Origin of the sequence: Terribium retamae (assembly GCF_022347545.1) — a bacterium.
Classification (GTDB): Bacteria; Pseudomonadota; Alphaproteobacteria; order Rhizobiales; family Rhizobiaceae; genus Mesorhizobium; species Mesorhizobium retamae.
The window spans coordinates 211,900-229,648 of the sequence record NZ_JAKREW010000001.1 but is presented as its reverse complement, the minus strand read 5'-3'; the positions used below and the strand labels follow the sequence as shown (position 1 = coordinate 229,648).

General features: G+C 60.5%; 16 protein-coding genes. 9 read left to right on the top strand and 7 right to left on the bottom strand.

Annotation, left to right across the window (positions count from 1 at the left end; genetic code table 11):
• Nucleotides 1-59: 59 nt before the first annotated feature.
• Complete coding sequence (locus L4923_RS01070) at nucleotides 60-920, bottom strand: MurR/RpiR family transcriptional regulator (protein WP_239361397.1); 861 nt, start codon at nucleotides 918-920, stop codon at nucleotides 60-62.
• 214 nt (nucleotides 921-1,134) lie between these two features.
• Between L4923_RS01070 and L4923_RS01065 the strand changes: the two genes are divergently transcribed.
• The 9 genes from L4923_RS01065 (at nucleotide 1,135) to L4923_RS01025 (ending at nucleotide 9,911) form a co-directional block, all read left to right on the top strand.
• On the top strand, nucleotides 1,135-1,308 hold the full coding sequence (locus L4923_RS01065; protein WP_239361395.1) for a hypothetical protein: 174 nt from the start codon (nucleotides 1,135-1,137) through the stop codon (nucleotides 1,306-1,308).
• 119 nt (nucleotides 1,309-1,427) lie between these two features.
• Entirely contained in the window at nucleotides 1,428-2,396 is a 969-nt protein-coding gene (locus L4923_RS01060; RefSeq protein ID WP_239361393.1) for a SctD/MshK family protein, read from the top strand.
• Between the two features lie 134 nt (nucleotides 2,397-2,530).
• On the top strand, nucleotides 2,531-2,824 hold the full coding sequence (locus tag L4923_RS01055; RefSeq protein ID WP_239361392.1) for a hypothetical protein: 294 nt from the start codon (nucleotides 2,531-2,533) through the stop codon (nucleotides 2,822-2,824).
• Between the two features lie 325 nt (nucleotides 2,825-3,149).
• Nucleotides 3,150-5,303 (top strand): type III secretion system export apparatus subunit SctV, encoded by a 2,154-nt coding sequence (gene sctV, locus L4923_RS01050; protein ID WP_239361390.1) that lies wholly within the window; start codon nucleotides 3,150-3,152, stop codon nucleotides 5,301-5,303.
• Nucleotides 5,304-5,375: 72 nt separating this feature from the next.
• Nucleotides 5,376-6,731 carry a type II and III secretion system protein family protein gene (locus tag L4923_RS01045; RefSeq protein WP_239361386.1) on the top strand — a complete coding sequence of 452 codons (1,356 nt, stop codon included), beginning with the start codon at nucleotides 5,376-5,378 and terminating at the stop codon, nucleotides 6,729-6,731.
• Nucleotides 6,732-6,741: 10 nt separating this feature from the next.
• Nucleotides 6,742-7,194 (top strand): hypothetical protein, encoded by a 453-nt coding sequence (locus L4923_RS01040; RefSeq protein ID WP_239361384.1) that lies wholly within the window; start codon nucleotides 6,742-6,744, stop codon nucleotides 7,192-7,194.
• A gap of 57 nt (nucleotides 7,195-7,251) precedes the next feature.
• Nucleotides 7,252-8,049 (top strand): tetratricopeptide repeat protein, encoded by a 798-nt coding sequence (locus tag L4923_RS01035; RefSeq protein WP_239361382.1) that lies wholly within the window; start codon nucleotides 7,252-7,254, stop codon nucleotides 8,047-8,049.
• Between the two features lie 119 nt (nucleotides 8,050-8,168).
• The gene (locus L4923_RS01030; protein ID WP_239361379.1) at nucleotides 8,169-9,209 is read left to right on the top strand and encodes an EscU/YscU/HrcU family type III secretion system export apparatus switch protein; all 1,041 of its coding nucleotides are present in this window, start codon (nucleotides 8,169-8,171) and stop codon (nucleotides 9,207-9,209) included.
• Between the two features lie 174 nt (nucleotides 9,210-9,383).
• On the top strand, nucleotides 9,384-9,911 hold the full coding sequence (locus L4923_RS01025; protein WP_239361376.1) for a PRC-barrel domain-containing protein: 528 nt from the start codon (nucleotides 9,384-9,386) through the stop codon (nucleotides 9,909-9,911).
• 522 nt (nucleotides 9,912-10,433) lie between these two features.
• Here L4923_RS01025 and L4923_RS01020 read toward each other — a convergent pair.
• From L4923_RS01020 to L4923_RS00995, 6 genes are read right to left on the bottom strand one after another with little or no spacing between them, the layout of a single operon-like run.
• A complete protein-coding gene (locus L4923_RS01020) occupies nucleotides 10,434-11,126 on the bottom strand; it encodes an ABC transporter ATP-binding protein (RefSeq protein ID WP_239361375.1) in 693 nt (230 codons plus the stop codon).
• The gene (locus L4923_RS01015; RefSeq protein ID WP_239361374.1) at nucleotides 11,123-12,835 is read right to left on the bottom strand and encodes a branched-chain amino acid ABC transporter ATP-binding protein/permease; all 1,713 of its coding nucleotides are present in this window, start codon (nucleotides 12,833-12,835) and stop codon (nucleotides 11,123-11,125) included. The genes L4923_RS01020 and L4923_RS01015 overlap by 4 nt, the downstream gene beginning before the upstream one ends.
• Nucleotides 12,822-13,691 (bottom strand): branched-chain amino acid ABC transporter permease, encoded by an 870-nt coding sequence (locus L4923_RS01010; protein ID WP_239361367.1) that lies wholly within the window; start codon nucleotides 13,689-13,691, stop codon nucleotides 12,822-12,824. The genes L4923_RS01015 and L4923_RS01010 overlap by 14 nt, the downstream gene beginning before the upstream one ends.
• 58 nt (nucleotides 13,692-13,749) lie before the next feature.
• Nucleotides 13,750-14,934 (bottom strand): ABC transporter substrate-binding protein, encoded by a 1,185-nt coding sequence (locus L4923_RS01005; RefSeq protein WP_239361365.1) that lies wholly within the window; start codon nucleotides 14,932-14,934, stop codon nucleotides 13,750-13,752.
• 30 nt (nucleotides 14,935-14,964) lie between these two features.
• On the bottom strand, nucleotides 14,965-16,068 hold the full coding sequence (locus tag L4923_RS01000; protein WP_239361363.1) for a CobW family GTP-binding protein: 1,104 nt from the start codon (nucleotides 16,066-16,068) through the stop codon (nucleotides 14,965-14,967).
• Complete coding sequence (locus L4923_RS00995; RefSeq protein ID WP_239361361.1) at nucleotides 16,055-17,719, bottom strand: amidohydrolase; 1,665 nt, start codon at nucleotides 17,717-17,719, stop codon at nucleotides 16,055-16,057. Before L4923_RS00995 ends, L4923_RS01000 begins: the two co-directional genes overlap by 14 nt.
• Nucleotides 17,720-17,749: the final 30 nt, after the last annotated feature.

The following is a 17,749-nucleotide window of genomic DNA, read 5'->3' as shown; positions in this document are numbered from 1 at the left end:
CAATATGCTTTGCCCTTGAGGGCTGGCCGAAGGTCCGTCCGACGAAGCATCAAAGGATGCTAGCGAGCGGCCTTCCAATAGATGCCGAAGGCAGCAAGCTGCTCTTGCGACTGTTTGAGTTTCTCGGCAGCGTTGAAATCTGACAGCGGCGCGGCCAAAGCGAGCAGGATTTCAACAGCGGCGAACGCAGGCACCATGCTTGGGAAGAACGTTCCCGAATTCGAGGTCACCACGATCGTTTCGCGCGCAATGCGCGCCAGGGGAGAAACGCTGCTGTCAGTGATGGCCAGCACGGCTGCGCCTTGACTGGCGGACTGGCGGGCAAAGTCGACAGTGACACGCTCGTAGGGCGCAGAACCAACGGCGAGCACGACGTCGCCGGCTCCGGCGCCCAGCAAAATCTCGGCGCCACCGCAACTGGAATCCGCGACGAGTATTGCCCGGCGCCCGTCGTCTAAGAGCGGCGAAACCGTCTGGACGAAGTGACTGACCACAACACGGGAAGCGCCGAATCCAAGCCCAAAAATGGTCTTCGATTCGGCCAGCAGCCTGGCTGCGGCCAGAAACTGCATGGCGCTGCTATATTCGCCGAGGGCGGCAATCTGGGCCGCGAGTATGTCCGCTACCACACCGGCTGCGGGATAGTCCGGATCTTGCTGCTGCGAAGGACCGGGCCGAAGCCCCTCAACCACGCCCCGCTCGCGCAGCGCCCGCGCGTAAAGGCTTCGCATATCTTCATAGCCGTCCAGGCCGAGCCAACGCGCCAGCCGCATCATGGTGCTGTGCGAAACGCCTGCCTGATGCGCCTGCTCGCGCATGGACATCAAGGCGACGTCCTGAGGATGATCGAGCACAAAACGCGCCGCAACTTTCAACTGCGGCGGCATCGTTTCGAATCGCTCCACGAGCAGTTCCGACAAAGGACCTTTTTCCATTTCCATAACCCCAATTTGCCCGGTTCGAATTTTACGCCCAGCCCGCCGACAATGCAACAGGTGGAATTTTCATGTTGTCCGCATTCCAAATGGACTTTCTATTTCCACGGCGCTGCACTAAGTTCGAACAGCAATCTAGAGAGAGTCCATTGCGCTGGGCTGTCACGATTGCGTGGAATGGTTCCTCAAGGAGACAGTCATGACCACTACCCCTCCCATCACCGGCGGCAGTCCGGAACAGAACCTGGACAAGATGATCAAGCACCAGGAGCGTATGTTCGGCCTGGAGATCACGAAAGAGATGGCCAAGTCTCAACACGACATGTTGATGAGCACCGCCAGGACGCTCGGCCAGTCGGCTGAAAAGGCCTGAGGCGCAGGGTTATCAAGCATTCTGCGCCGCCGGACGTCACCGGCGGCGTGCCGCCTTGTCGGCGTAGGAATATCGCGCTGACCGGTGTTTGAAATCATTTTGGCGGGAGGTTGAAAGGCATGAGCGCTCACTCGACCGAAAAGCTTGAAGGTGGCGCGGGCAGGCTGCGTGCCCTGACCAGGGGCGCCACGAGCCTTATCTCTGACAAGCCCACAACGCTGGCTGTGACCGGGGGCTTCCACAGTGGCGCCAGCCTGGAACTGACGAAACCAACCTATACGATCGGCTCAGACAGCGGTTCCGACATCGTCCTCAGAGATCCGGGAATCGCGGCACTCCATGCCCGAATTCATCGCAAGGGCAGTCAGCTGGAAATTGAGGCCATCGGTGGGGATCTTGAACTTGCCGGCGGCGAGACCATCCATAAAGGCCAGGGCTGTCGGCGTCGCATGCCTCTGGGCATTTCCCTGGGCGATGCACAGCTGCAGTTCACCGGTCCCGAACCGGTCACGAACCGCTGGTCTCTGTCGCAACGACCACTGCTCGCCGGCGGCGTTCTCGTTGCAGCGGTCTTCGCGATTTCCATCGCCGCCAACAGCCTGTCCGTTGCCAAGACCGAGGACAAACCGGCCAAATTCGCACTCGCCGATAGCGAGGTAACCGGTAGCATTCCGGGCAGCGGCGCCGATGTAGAACATCTCGCGGCGGCGCAGACCGAATTGACGGCGCGGCTTGCACAGTCCGGACTGGAGACCGTTGCGGTGGGCCGTTCGTCCGAGCGCCTGGTCGTGTCGGGCACGATACCGAATGCGCAATCCGGCGCCTGGACGGAAGTCCGCTCCTGGTTCGACCAGAAATTCGGACAAGTGCCGCTCGTGTCGAACATAGCCATTGGCGATGCCGCACAGCCGCCACGCCTGACCTTGCAAGCCATATGGTATGGCGAACGTCCCTATGTGATTGCTGCTGACGGAACGCGCTATCATGAAGGCGCTTTCACGAATGACGGTTGGACAATCAAGGAGATTGGACAAACGGCGCTCGTGCTTACAAAGGGCGGCGCCACGGTCGCGCTGAAATACCAGTGAGCCGTCGGGTCGATGGGCCACGTCTCGACGCCCGGCCGGAGTCGCTCGGAAGGGATTCGCATGCGGATGCTTCGCACACCCAGCCGATCGAACGCCGGCGTCTAAACAACATCAAACGGGCCAAGGCCAGAGGCATGAATTCCGCCTCCGGCGCGGAAGGTCTGGAGACAGAGACTTTCGCAGGCCCATCGGCTGGTGCGTCCGGCAAGTCGCTCGATGAGATTCTTGCAGAATTCGTCATGCCGGAAATCCCCGAACCGGCGATCCTGCGGCGTTCAGTACCAATCCTGCATCATTTCATAACGGAGGTCGTCCCCGACCTGGACGGCGGAGAGCCGCTGAGAGCACTCGCCAAATCATTGATGGAAGATGAGATCGAGCGCCATCGGGAACTGCTCGGACGTCTGCAGGGAGGAACGGGAATCTGACTGGGCCACGCGAGGCTGCGCATCTGCTGCATGTCCTTGGCCATCTCTACGGATGTCACGGCCAGGCCAGGCGGGGGGCGGTTTACTTATTGATAGCGGCACAGCTTTCGCCGGAAGACGCCGGCATACTGAAGACATTGGCACACCTGCTCATCCTGGACGGAGAAGCCGATAAGGCACTCGCCACGATCGCGAGGCTGGAGACACTGGAAGGAATGCAACATCCTACCCTTCACCTGTTGAAGAGCCGTGCTTTGCTTGTGGCAGGACGAAAAGCCGAAGCGCGTGAAGCCTTCCGACGCTTTCTGGCCAAGAGGCAGGTGCAATGACGATCTCGCAAAGGCTCCTGCAATTGCTCGGCAAGGCGTCGCAGCGCGGTGATCTGGTCATCGCAGTGTTGATGCTTGTCGCTGTGGTGATGATGCTGATTCCGCTGCCGACCTTTTTGGTCGATGTGCTTATCACCGCGAACATCGCTCTAAGCGTGCTGATCTTGCTGGTGGCTTTTTACGTCTCGCATCCGCTCGAATTCTCGTCGATGCCGTCTGTTATCCTGCTGGCCACGCTGTTTCGGCTGGCGATCACCATCACCACCACCCGTCTGATTCTGCTGCAGGCAGATGCCGGCGAAATCATCACCGCCTTCGGCAACTTCGTCGTTGGCGGCAGCATTGCTGTGGGTCTGGTTGTTTTCCTCATCATCACCGTCGCCCAATTCATCGTTATCGCGCGCGGCGCCGAGCGTGTCGCCGAAGTGGCTGCCCGCTTTACGCTCGACGCCCTCCCCGGCAAACAGATGAGCATCGATGCGGAGCTTCGCAACGGCGACATCGACCAGGCCGAAGCCAGGCATCTGCGCCGGCAACTCGAACGGGAAAGCCAGCTTTTCGGCGCCATGGACGGCGCGATGAAGTTCGTCAAAGGCGATGTCATCGCCGGCATCGTCATCATCCTGGTGAACCTGATCGGTGGCTTCACGGTGGGTACGCTGCAACACGGCATGTCGATCAGCCAGGCTGCCTCAACCTACTCGCTGCTCACGGTCGGCGACGGATTGGTCGCACAGATCCCTGCTCTGCTCGTTGCGATTGCGGCCGGCACGATGGTGACGCGTGTGGGCGGGGCCGATGGCACTGACGATCTGGGCAAGCAGATCAGCTTCCAGCTTCTGCGCGATCCGCGTGCGCTCGGCCTTGCAGCCGTTATCATGATGGGACTGGCACTTGTGCCCGGGTTCCCCAGCCTTGTCTTCGTTGCGCTTGGCATCGCCTTCGGTGCTGGCGCCTTCATGATCCACCGACATTCCCGAAACGAGGACGAACCGGCAGAGACCTTGCCATCAATGACGCGGCCGGGACCTGACGATGCAACCGCACTCGAGGGGAGCACCAGGCCGTTGCTGGGTTCCAGCCGGATCGTGATCAGGCTGGGGGAAGAGCTAGCGGCCGAAGTGGCTGAACCACAATTTCGACAGCGCACCGAGACGATGCGCCGAAAGATATTCGACGACCTCGGTGTCGAGATCCCGACCATTAGTGTCGACGTCAACGAGACGATCACGCCACGCAACATTCGCATCGACCTGGAAGGGGTGCCGATCCTGGAGGCCGAGATTCCAGCGGACCGGGTGCTTGTCGAAACAGAGGTCAGTCATTTGGAATTGCTCAGCCTCACCTATGAGGAAGGTGCAGCCCTTGTCGGTCAGCGCAAATTCTTCTGGGTCGACCGGGATGGCATATCCGCTCTCGAGGAAGCGCGCCTGCCCTATTCGGAACCCCTCGATGTCGCTTCCAAATGGACCGCGCACGCGCTTCAGCTCTATTGCGGCCATTTCGTCGGGATCCAGGAAACGCGCAAGCTCCTGTCCGAAATGGAAACGGACTATGCCGACCTGGTACGACAGACAGCCGAGATCGTGCCCTTGCAGAAAATCGCCGATGTGCTGAGGCGCTTGGTGGCCGAGAATGTGCCAATTCGCAACCTGCGCCTCGTCCTGGAAGCTCTGGTCGAAGCCGGACAGCGTGAACAGGAGGTCATCCAGCTCACCGAACACGTCAGGACTGCGCTCAGGCGCCAGATCAGTTTCCGCGTCGCCGACCGCAACAATATCATCTCGGCCTATATCTTGCAGCGCTCGGCCGAAGACCTTCTGCGCGAAGCCGTGCAGACGACATCGACCGGAAGCTTTCTCAACACAGCGGATGCGGGCGCGCAGGCACTGGCCGCCGAAATCGAGCGCAACCTTTCTCGCGTCGCCGCCAGTGTTTCGCCGGTCATCGTGACGGCAACCGACGTGCGTCGCCATATGCGCGCACTTATGGTGCAGAACGGTATCGAATTGCCGGTCCTCTCGTTTCAAGAACTGGCACCTGAATTCAATGTCCAGCCTCTGGCGACGATCTCGGGAAACACCGGACGCTCCAGAACACCATCGCTGCCTTCGGCTGGGGCGCTGGGCGGACAAAACACTGTTGGATGAACGAAACCGGGGATGAACAGGAACGGCATCGGGGACCAACGCATGCCGGGAATGCTTTTGGAGAGGGACTGCATGCCAAGCCGCTACAGTGAGAAAGCCGGACGACGATCGAGTTCGGCCTGGATGGGAGCGCCGTGGCTGGCGTTTGCGATTGCCGTTCTCCTTGTTGGTTTCTTCTCCTCGCTGACGGAACTCAAGGCGCAGGACATTTCGCCTTCGACTGCGCAGCCGACAGTGAACCTGCCTGTCGGCCAGGGGCGGCTCCTGCGCTTCAACGAGCCAGTCGAGTCGGTGCTGATCGCCGACACCACGATCGCCGACTTGCAGATCGTCTCCCCAGGAGTGGTTTACGTCTTCGGCCTCAAGCCTGGTCTGACCAATCTGATTGCAATCACCGCCGACGAACGGATCAAGGCAACGGCTCAATTTCGTGTGACGGCGGATATCTCTCCCGCCAATGAAGCGAAGCAGGCGATGCGGCCGAATTCGGCGACAAACCTTGCCATCTTTGGCAGCCGGATCGTGGCAACCGGAGAAGCTCGTGGCGTCGAAGAGGCCACGGACATGGACAACATTGCACGCACTTTCTCGCCGCCCGAACAGCCACCGATCAACAACATGACGGTGACAGGCTCGCAGCAGGTCAACATTCGGGTGCGTTTTGCAGAAGTGTCTCGTACGGAATTGCAGTCCTATGGCGTGGATTGGAACGTCGGCTACAAGAGCGGCGGCTTCGAATTCAACATGTTCCAGAACAATGGTGTGCCAAATGGCGACACCGGAAACTTCGGCCTCAATCTAAGCCAGGATCCCGGCGTAAACTTTGATATCCTCGTCGAGGCGCTGCAACGCAACGGCATCGTCAAGATCCTGGCTGAACCCAACCTGACGGCCGTGACCGGACAGACGGCAAAATTCCTTGCCGGTGGCGAAATCCCCATTCCCATCCCGCAGGGCAATGATGTCGTCACGGTCCAGTACAAGCAGTTCGGCGTCTCGCTGGGTTTCACGCCGACATTGATCGGCCGTAACCGTATTGCGCTCAACGTTCAGCCGGAAGTCAGTTCATTGTCCGAAACCGGTGCCGCCATAGGCGCCAATGGCTTCTCCCTGCCGAGCTTTGTGGTGCGCAGGGCGGATACCACGGTTGAAGTCGCCAGCGGCCAGACCTTCGCCATCGCCGGACTGTTCCAGCAGCGCACGGCCCGCAATGTCGAAAAATTCCCGGTACTCGGTGACGTACCCGTGCTGGGGCCACTGTTCCAGTCACAGCGTTTTCAGCGGGAAGAGACGGAGCTTGTCATCCTGATCACGCCGTACCTGGTGGAACCGGTGCGCGACAGTCTCGCAACGCCGCAAGATCGACCGGCAAAGCGTGCGAAGCGGAAATCCAAAGGCGGATCTTCCGTCGGCCTGATCGTCAAGTAGGAGATCCGCGATGCGAATGTCGAGCGCCTTGCAACTCATCGTCCCGACCATCTTCTTGTGCGGTTGCGTCGGCAACGCAAAGCCGGAACAGGATTATTCCCCAGGCTACAGCTATGTCGCGACCGGTCCAGGCGGATCGGACAAGAGCACCTCCGGCTCAATTCTTGCACCCAATGCGTGCCTGAACGAACCGGTTGACGACGACAATCCTCCGTCTGCGTCATCCGCCAGCTTGACGCAGATTTCTGGCGTCGGCTCGCATCTGCCACCCGGCTGCGCCAATGCCTACAATTTGCAGCGTATGGTCGAGAGCCAGCGCGACCTCGTCGAGGGGCGTCGCATGGGGCCTGCTGCAGCAGCGCCAACCGCGCGCGCCGCGCGCCGCTATCTCGAGGGAGAGCAGCCGTCAGAGCCGCTTGGCGGAGCTTTCAGTGGGGATGCCCCTCGCCTCCCGACGAATTAAGGCAATTCGGGTCGGTGCAGGCGAGCAAAAACAGAGGCTGAATGGGGAGAGATGGATATGCGTACAATGTTCCTGCCGGCTTTGGCGGTCCTTGCATTGGCGGGATGCCAGACAGGCAATCATAGCGCAACCAATCCAAAGGCGGCCGCGCCGGCCTCACCGTCGGAACGTCTGATCAAGCTCGCCGACGACATCGAAAAGCGAGGCGAAAGCGGCACGGCGATCGCACTCTATCAAAAGGCTGCCGCCCTGCCGGACGCCAGGCCGAGCGCCTATGTGAAAACCGGGGACGCCTATATGCGCGCCGGTTATCCAGCCCAAGCTGCCAAGGCCTATGAAGCAGCGCTTGCAAAGGCGCCGAACAACGGCGAAGCCATGTTAGGCCTGGGCTCCGCGATGATGGAATCCGGTGACTACAACGCCGGAATGCGGGCACTGGCCCAAGCGGCACCACTGGTCAACACGAGTAGCTCCTACAATCGATTGGGCGTGGCCCAGACGCTTTCCGGACACACGCAGGAAGCACAGGTGACCTTCGGTCAGGCGCTCAAGATGGCACCGGGCGACCTCGATATCGAAACCAACATGGCGCTTGCGGCTGGTCTCGAAGGCAATGCAGGCGTGGCACTGCCATTGGCGCAGAAGCTTGTCAGTGCATCCAACGCCCAACTGCACCACAAACGCAACGCCGTGATCGTCTACGGCCTGCTGGGTCAGGGCGACCAGGTCAGGGCAGCACCACCAGTCGGCTTGCCGACGCAGGAAATCAACAAGCTGTTGTCGCAAGCCCAGTCCATTCGTGCCAAGGGAAGCACTCAAGCCAAGGCACAGGCTCTGGGTTCGGTCCTCGGTTAGAGCAAATCCAGCAAAAACTGTGCAGCGGTTTTGTGTCCGCAATTGCGCAAAATAAAAGCTAGGGCGTTTCGGTGAAAACGGAAACGCTCTAGCGAAGGAAAGCCCGAGAGGCTCCTTGCATGGCCGACGAAGCTGAGGAAAAACGACTTCCGGCGTCCGACAAGAAGCTGCGCGATGCCAAACGCAAGGGGCAGGTATCGCAAAGCCGTGACTTTGTTTCGGCCTTTGGCCTGTGCGCTGCCCTTGCTTATATCTATCTCATTTGGCCCCAGGCCTCGGCGCACTTTTCGGAACTGGTCGCCACCATAACCGATTACGACGTCCCTTTTGGCGAGATCTTGCCGCGCAGCAGCCGGCATGCCGTTTTCCTGCTCATGTATGTCACGGCCCCTTTGGTTGGCATCGTGGTCGTGGTCACCATCATCTTCGGCATGCTGTCGACGTTCGGGCCTGTCTTTTCCTTCGAGACCATCAAGCCGCAGTTCGAGCACATAAACCCGGCCAAGAGCCTGCAGAAGATCATGTCATTGCGCAACGTGGTCGAGTTCGTGAAAGGCTTGGCGAAGCTGATCTTCCTCTCCGCCTTGTTCGTCGTGATCTTGGTGCAGTGGCTGCAACCGCTGTTCGAAGCGCCGGGATGTGGCTTCGGCTGTATGGAGCCAATGCTGTGGGGGGTGATGATACCGGTCGGCGTTTCGGCCGCGCTGGCCTTTCTTGTGATCGGTATTCTGGACATGCCCTTGCAGCGTTGGCTGTTCCGGCGCGACATGCGCATGACCACCACCGAATACAAGCGCGAGCAGAAGGATATGGAAGGCGATCCGCTCATCCGTCAGGAGCAGCGGCGTCAGCGTCGTGAGGCCGTCCAGCAGCCGGCGCGACTGGGTATCCAGAATGCAGTCATGGTCTTTGCCGGAAATGAGCAGGCGGTGGGCTTGCGCTATATCAAAGGCGAAACGCCTGTTCCGACAGTGGTGGCCAAAGGCCTAGGCCGCACCGCGACTGATATGATCGCCCAATCGCAGGCAGCCGGTATCCCCGTTGTACGGGACGCAGCCTTGGCCGAAGGCCTGTTCCAGAAGACCAATGTCGGAAATTACATCAGCCAGGACATGTTCTCGCCCGTCGTGCGCCACCTCGTCCGACATGGATTGACATAGAGGTTTCTGCTTTTGCGGAACACGAGAACGGCATGACTGTTACGCAAATCCCGGTCGCAAAAACCGCTACACCCTTTGCTGAATGCCTCGGTCTCGATCGGACCAACTTTTCGGAACGATCCCGTCCACATGCCGTTGGTTCATTGTGCATCCCCTGCAGAAAGGAGATCAGCCATGATGAAAACGGCACTTTTGGGCGCGACATGCGCGCTGTTGATCGGCGGTTCTGCGCTTGCGCAAACTGCAACCCCTAACGCCGGTGGCGCCGCCGAAACCGAGATGTCGGTTTCGACCAAGGATGTCTTCACCGCGCCTCCTGGGACCGACCCCAACACGGTTGGTTCAATCCAGCCCAAGGACGGGCAGGTGCTAGCCACCAATTTCATCGGCCAGAGCGTCTATGAAAGCGATAAGGCCGATGCCGCGACGGTCGGTGAGGTCAACGACCTGATCCTGACCGCCGATGGCAAGATAGAAGCCGCCATCGTTGGCGTTGGTGGCTTCCTTGGCGTCGGAGAAAAGGATGTTGCCGTTAGCCCCAACCAGTTGCAGATGGCTACGCGCAGCGACGGCAAGACCTGGTTGGTGATGAAGGCGACCAAGGACCAACTCAACAGCGCGCCGGCCTTTGATCGCACAAAGCTCGCTGAAGGCGTGGCCAAGCCAGCCGACAGCGGCACGGCGTCACCGCCCGCGCAGTAATTCGTAAAATAATGGTAGTTCTTTTATCTGGCCCGGATATCCGGGCCAGATTTTTTGCTATCATTGACGACTTTTGGTCCAACTAAACTAGGCTTGCTTTTCAGAGAGGCTTTCGATTTATTCTTGACGCAAAAGGTGGAGGGGCCTAATGCGTCGACTAAGTTGGTTCGTAATATTTCTAAGCCTGACAACTCAGGCGAGCTTGGCTCAAGAAGCGGCAAATCCTGCTCTTCTTCAGCAAGAAAACTTGAAGAACGCCGTCAGTTGGCTGATCATGTCATATCGTCAATGCGGTCGAACGAAAGATGACCCTGTTCTCTTCACTTCGATCAGTCGGATAACGTCCTCAGAGCTCGTAAACGCGGGAATGCCGTCGGACGAAGCGCAGAAGTATATTGATGCCATTGCCAAGGCCCCGATGGCAGGATCACCTACCGACAGCGACGATCTTGCATGTGAGACGATGACACAATTCCAAGAGAGTATGGCACCTCGCAACTAGCCTGTTATTGGAGACGTCTTTTATCCTCCAAGGTACAGCCTGTGCAGCTCGTCCGGCGAGCGCAGCAAAGTCTTGCAGTCGCCATCATAGACGACACGGCCTCGGCGCAGAACATAAGCGCGGTTGCCGATGCCGAGAGCCAGAGCTGCGAATTGCTCGACCAGAAGTACGGCAAGACCGGCATCGGCCAGTTTGCGCACGGCTGCCATCAGTCGCGAGACGATGACCGGAGCAAGCCCCGCCGACATTTCGTCTATCATCAGCACCTTCGGCCGCGTCAACAATGCTCGGGCGATGACCAGCATTTGCTGCTCGCCACCAGATAGAAGCCCGGCGCGTACGCTGCGGCGCTGCATCAACTCCGGAAACAGACCGTATGCTTCGGAGAGATCGCTGCCGTCGCGCAGCGCCACCTTCATGTTCTCCTCTGTGGTCAGCTGACTGAAGATGGTTCGACCCTGTTCGACATGCGCCAAGCCCTCGCGCGAGCGTTGGCCTGGCCGGGCCGTCTGGATTTCATGACCGTCGATGGCGATGGTTCCGCTCGCTACCGGAATGATGCCGGAAAGCCCTTCGAGCAACGTCGTCTTGCCGGCACCGTTCGCACCCAGCACAACACTGATCGAGCCACTTTCGACACGGGCATTGATCTCGGTGACGACCGGCAGTTCGGAACGGCTGATCGACAGCGAGGAAATGACAAGCTCACTCATGCGGCGACACTTTCTTCGATGCCGAGATAGGCTCTTTTGACGGGCACCTGGTCCAGAACCACGGCTGGCGGACCGGACGCGATGACGCGGCCGAAGTCGAGCACAGTGACCTGGCTGCAGGCTGCGCGCACGAGATCCATGTCGTGTTCGACCAGCAGGACAGACGAACCGAACCGTGCTGGAATTTCCGCGATACGCTTACCGAGGCGCAGCGTCTCCTCATGCGACTGCCCCGCCGCCGGCTCGTCCAGCAGAATGACAGCCGGTCTTGATGCAACCACGCCTGCGACATCGAGCAGACGGCGCGTGCCGGCATCGACTGCTACAACGGGTGTTTCGGGGTTCGGGCAGTCGAGCCAGTCGAGCATGGCGCGAACCTCGGGCTCGCTCAGATTGCCGGCGGCAAGGCGCAGATACCCGCCCACCGTCAGTTCCGGCGCGATGCGATTGGTCTGCCATGTCCGGCGCACACTGGTGCGAGCCCTGAGATGTGCGGCCTTTCCTTCCAGGGGTGTCGTCCCCAGCATTATCGAGCCCTCATAACCGGCGAGAAAACCCGAAACCGCGTCGATGAAGGTCGATTTGCCTGCTCCGTTCGGCCCGATCAGGCCGGCGACCGATCCGGCAGGAATTGTCAGGTCGACGCTGTCGAGCGCCAACACCGTACCATAGCGCACCGTGAGCTTGTCGACGACGAGAGCCGCGCCCCTGGCGTGCTCGATGCGGGCAGGCAGAGCGCGCTCGGACGAGGTGCCGCCATCGGCCGTGCGCTGGAGTCTTAATTTGCGTAGCAGCCGACGGTAAGTCTCGCTCATCGTTTCGCCAGTCGATAGCGCTTGCGTCGCGCCGAGCGCGAACAGCACGTTGCCGATGTCCTGCGGCAAGTCGAACCGACGCAGGATTTCCGGGAACATGACGACGAGCAGCCCGCCGATGATGGCGCCTTCGGCGAAATGCGCACCAGTCATCACCGCGACCGCGTAGAGGCTGAGCGACTGCATCATCGAGAAGTTCTCGGCGACCAACGTGCCGAGATATCCGGCTAGCAGTCCACCGGAGATACCGGCAATAAAGGCACTGATGGCAAAGGCAGAAAGCTTGGCCTTGGCAACGCTGACGCCATGTGCGGCGGCTGCGCGTTCGGAATGGCGAACCGCCAGCCAGGAGGCGCCCAGTCGCGATCGTGCCAGGAATTCCAGTGCCACTGCGATGACCACATAGAAGATCAACGCGAAGGCGAAGTAGCCCTCGTCGCTGTCGAACAGCTCCGGCCGAGGCACTTGGATGAAGGCGGTCTGGCCGGGAAATGTCATCGTCGCCAGGATGACGTCGAAGGCGGCAGCGAAGGATAGTGTGATGATGGCAAGATTGATGCCGCGCAGCCTGAGTGCCGGCAGGCCGATAGCGACGCCCAGCGGCACAGCGGCGAGACCGCCGAGCAGGATCCAGGTTGCTAGACCGCCCGGCGCTTCGGCGATGTTCAAATACCCCACTGTCCAGGCGCCGACGCCGGCGAAGGACATCTGGCAGAGCGCGATCATCCCGGTGCGACCGGCGACCAGCCCGAGACTCTGCAACGCCACGCCGGTGATCAATACTGAAGTCGCCAGAAACACCCAGTAAGACGACAGGAGCCCAGTGATGACGCCGCCCAGCACGATGGCGGCGATGATAATGACGAGCGAGGCCCGAATACTAGCGCGCGTCATCCCAGCGGGCCTCCCTTTGCGACCACAGAAGCACGGCCAGGATGACCAGGAAGGGAATGGCGCTGCGATATTGGGCGATCGAGTCGACCGAGCTCGCCAATCCTTCCAGCACACCGAGCAGAATGCCGCCGGCCAGCGTCAGCCAGAAGCTGCGGAACAGTCCAACGAGCGCCGCTGCCAGCGCCGGTACCACCAATAGGCTGAGCGTCATGAAATTCGGCGAGCGCTGCGGCGCGATGATCATCAGCGCGAAGGTGGTGAAGGCGCCGGTGGCACCCCATACCAGCAGCGACAACAGCCTCACCTTCACGCCGATGAGTTCGGCGGCCAGCGGCCGGTCCGACAATGCGCGCAGATGCAGGCCGATGCGGGTGCGGCTGAGAAAGAGATCGGACAGCACGGTGAAAAGGATCGCAAGGCCGATGGTGAGCACGGAAGCGATCGTCACCTCGACACCCGCCATGCGAAACGCGGAACCCGGAAACAGGTCCGGCATGACGCGCGGGTGCTGGCCACCGGTCAATCTGAGACCGATCGCGATCAAGCCGACTAACAGGGCAGCCGTGACCGCTGCCTTGGTCGACGGGTTCGCTTCCGCGAACCAGCGCGTCATGATGAAGCCGATCAACACGCCGACCGCGGCACCGACCAGGATTCCGGCAATGACCGACGGAAAGGTCGGATAGCCGCCTTCGGTCAAGGCAATCAGCGCAAAGGTGCCGGCCGAGCCGATCGCGGCGCCGGTGAAATTGACGACGGCGACGAGCCGGTAGGTGAAGACAGCGCAGACGCCGAGCAGCGCATAGGTGCCGCCTGCCGTCAGTCCCGCAATGGCGGGTGTGAGAAACGAGTTCATCGATGATCCCGAATGAAAAGGAGGATGGCAGACATGTCGGCCGCCCTTCAGTCAGCGGCTACTTTGCATCAGGAAGCACGACCCATTCAGGTGTTTCCACCTTCCAAGCCCCGTTTTCGAGCTTCATGACCTTGGTAGCGCGCATCGGCGAATGGGTCTTTGCTTCACCGAATACGTAAGGCGAGCCGGCGAGCGGATCCGAGATCGGCTTCATTTCCAGAAGCGCCTTGGTCACGCTTTCGCGCGTCACCTCACCGTCGATGCCCTCGATCACCTTGAGGAATATCTTGGCAGCCAGGTAACCCCCTTGCGAGAAAGCGGTGAGCGGCCGGCCGGCCTTGTTCATGTCGGCGATCCACTGCGCGTTGGCGGCCGAACCGGTTTCGGTGAAAGGCTCCCACTCGGTGCCGACATAGATCGGCTGCTTGGTATCCGCGAGTGCTTTGGCCACCTGTACCGTGTAGCCGGGCGCCAGGAACAGCCAGTTGATGCCGGTAATCTTCTGGGCATCCACCGTCTTGATCAACTGCACCACCTGCGGCTCGACCTGATTGGTCAACACAGTGTCGCAGCCTGCATCACGCGCCTTGATGACATACGGCGTGAGATCGCCTTGGAAAGGCAAGGTGAGGTCAAGCAGATGCACCTTCTGACCGCTGATCTTTTCCCAGTCTTCGATACCCTTCTTGTAGGCTTCCTGGGTGCCGCCGATGATGATGAAGAAAGCGCAGAACTTCTGGCTCTTCAGCACATTGGTGGCGTAGTAGCCCATGGCTGTCGACAGCGTGAGCGGACCGACATTGACGGGAGCGACGCTGGGTGAAGAAAAACATGCAGCGTCGACGCCAAGACCCTGAACCGACGAGATTTTCTTGCGGTTGTAGTTGACGGCGTTGACAGCGCAGTCGAGCAGGCTGCCCGAACCAACCAGTGCGACTGCTTCTTTGTTGTCGATCAGGTCGCGCGCGGCCTGCGCGGCTACGGCCGGATCCGCCTTGTCATCGGCAATGGTGTATTCGATCTTGCAGCCATTGAGGCCGCCGGCGGCGTTGACGGCATCAAACGCGGCTTGCGTCGCCTTCGGCACCTCGCTGAAGTCGGCAGGCCCGGTGATGGTCGAGACCGCACCGACCTTGATGGTGCCGTCGGTGCAGGTCGGGCCGGCAGCGGCTGCGCCACCCGTCAGCGCGCCGATGCCGATCGCGGCAAAGACGCCAGAAAGCAAAGCTGATTTCCAGTGCATTTTTCTCTCTCCCCTTCGTTAGTTGATTTGCTATGCGGCATGCCTTTCCTCGGTTTTCGCGAGGCGAACTCCGGCAAACTTCGCAAGCGTCCGTTCTATGGTTTCGCGCGCGATGTCGCGCACGATGAAGACAAGCCGCGTGCGACGATCCGGCGATGGCCAAGCCTCCAACCTGGTCGGCGGATGAAACACATGCTGTACGCCATGCAGAACCAGCGGCCGATCGAGGTCGTCGGCGACACGGACCAGGCCTTTGAGGCGAAGAAGGTCCTCTCCCTTCAATGCTGCGATGTAGTCCAACCATGTTGCGAAGGCTGCCCATTCCACCGGTTCGTCGATGACAAAGCTGTAGGACTGGATACCGTGATGGTGGCCATGATCATCATGATGATGGTGGTGATGATGATGATCATGGTGATCGCAATCCGGCCCGCATTCATGATCGTGGATCGACTGCGCTGCCCTGTCGAACCAGGCAGCGACCTGATCCGCGCGCGCTTCAGAACCCAGCGTTTCGGCGTCGAGTAAGGTTGCCAGCGCCACGTCCGCCACGAGACAGCGTTCGGCAGCTGGCGCGAGTGCCGCCAACTTGTGTTGCAGTTCATCTACTTTCCAGCCGTCAACAAGATCAGCCTTGGTGACGATCAGACGATCCGCCACCGCCACTTGCTTGGCGGCTTCAGCGTGACGTTCGAGCGTCGCCGGTCCGTTGACGGCATCGACCGTTGTGACCACGCCGGCGATGTAGTAGCGGCCAGCGAGTTCCTGTTCCGCGATCAGCGTGTGCAGGATCGGCGCGGGATCGGCCAGGCCTGTGGTTTCGATCACGACGCGGCTGAGTTCCGGTAACTCGCCGTCAGTGGCCCGCCTATGCAAGGTCTTCAGCGTCTCGACCAGATCACCACGCACCGTGCAGCACACACAGCCATTGTCGAGCAACTGGAACTGCTCTTCGCTGGCCTCGATCAGCAGGTGGTCGAGCCCGATCTCACCGAACTCGTTGACGATGACGGCTGCACCCGCGAGTGACGGTTCCTTGAGCAGTCGGTTGAGCAACGTCGTCTTGCCGGAGCCGAGGAAGCCGGTAAGGACGGTGACCGGGATAAGCTCGCCAGCGGGGTCAGGTTCGCTCATACACAACCCTTCCCTCGAACCAGGTCGTCATGACCTTGATGTCGGCGATCTCGTCGACAGGAATCTCGAGCACGTTGCGATCGAGTTCGATGAAATCGGCCGACTTGCCGACCTCGATCGAACCGATCGTCTCGCCGAGCCCGATGGCGCGCGCCGAATTGATGGTGAAGATCTCCAGTGCGGTTGCGACGTCGATCGCCTCTTCCGGCCAAAGTGCTTCACCGGCGAACTCGCCATTCGGGTTCTGGCGCGTCACCAGGCCTTCAATGCCGTTCCATGGATCGGGATTAGGCATGACGGGCCAGTCTGAGCCGCCCGCGAGCAATGCGCCGGCGGCCAGCAGCTGCTGGTTCGGCCAGAAGCGCAGCGCGCGTTCGACGCCCATCGCTTGCTTGTGGCCCTCCAGGAAGCTGGTTGGATACCAGAGGAATGGTGACAGGTCGGCTGCGACGCCGAGTTCGGCGAAACGCGGGATGTCGGTGGGTGCGATATAGCTGGCATGCGCGATATGGTGGATCAGCTTGGTCAGGCCGTTGAAGGAGCGCACGACATCGATGGCATCGAGCGCCTGGGAGACGGCGGCGTCGCCGGCGCAGTGGATTTTCACCGCCAGCCCGAGCTTTTCGCATTTGCCTACCCAGCGAATGAGATCCGGCACCGTGACGATGGTCGAGCCGCGAAAACAGCAGCCGAGGATCGGATCGGCGACATAGGGTTCATGAAACGCGGCGGTCTTGGCACCCGGAACGCCATCCAGGAAGATCTTGACGAAATCCGGCCTGGCGTGGGCGCTGCGATACTGATCCTTCAGAGCGATCAATTCATCGCCGGTAATGCCGAACATGAAGGACGGCTCGACGGCCGGCATGGCGGAGACCGACCATGCCGTCAGTTCGCCGCGGTCATCCAATCCTTTGAGTGCGGCCAGGATCGGCTGCATGGCGGCAGCGTCGAGAAACGCAGTCACACCATAGGAATTCAGCGTGGAGATGGACTGCGCCATCGCCGCCCGATCCATTTCCTCGGTGTAGTAGCCGGAATTGGCGATCACGCTCTCAACCAGACCGGAAGCGGATTCGATCATCAGGCCGGTCGGCGCACCGGTTGCCGGGTCGCGGCCGATCGAGCCCTGGTCAGGATCGGGCGTGTCCTTGGTGATGCCGGCCAATCGCATTGCCTCCGAGTTGACCCAGCGGTTGTGGTAGCTGTCGTCGCGTAGCATCACCGGACGCCCCTGGGCGGCGGCATCTAACCGCGCAAGCGCTTCCAGGCTGTTCAGCTTGGCATGCAGGTCGCTGCCCCACTGGCCGCCGATGATCCAGCTGCCAGGCTCGGTGGAAACTGCCTTCTCGTGCACTTTCTCCACAATGGTTTCGAAGCTGGAGGTCGAGGCGTAACGCAGTTCGAACAGCTCCGCCTGGCCACCCATCATGAGATGGGCGTGAACGTCGACAACGCCCGGCATCAACATTGCGCCCTTGAGATCGACGGAGCGTGTACCGCTTCCGATAAAAGGTGCGACGCCTGCTGCATCGCCGACCGCCACGACGCGCCCGCCCTTCACCGCCACATGCGATGCCCAGGGCTGCTTGCGGTTCATCGTGTAGATGCGGCCGTTGCCGAGAAACAGATCGGCACTTTTGTCCGGCATTCTCTTTCCTCCACCCAATTCACTCGGCAG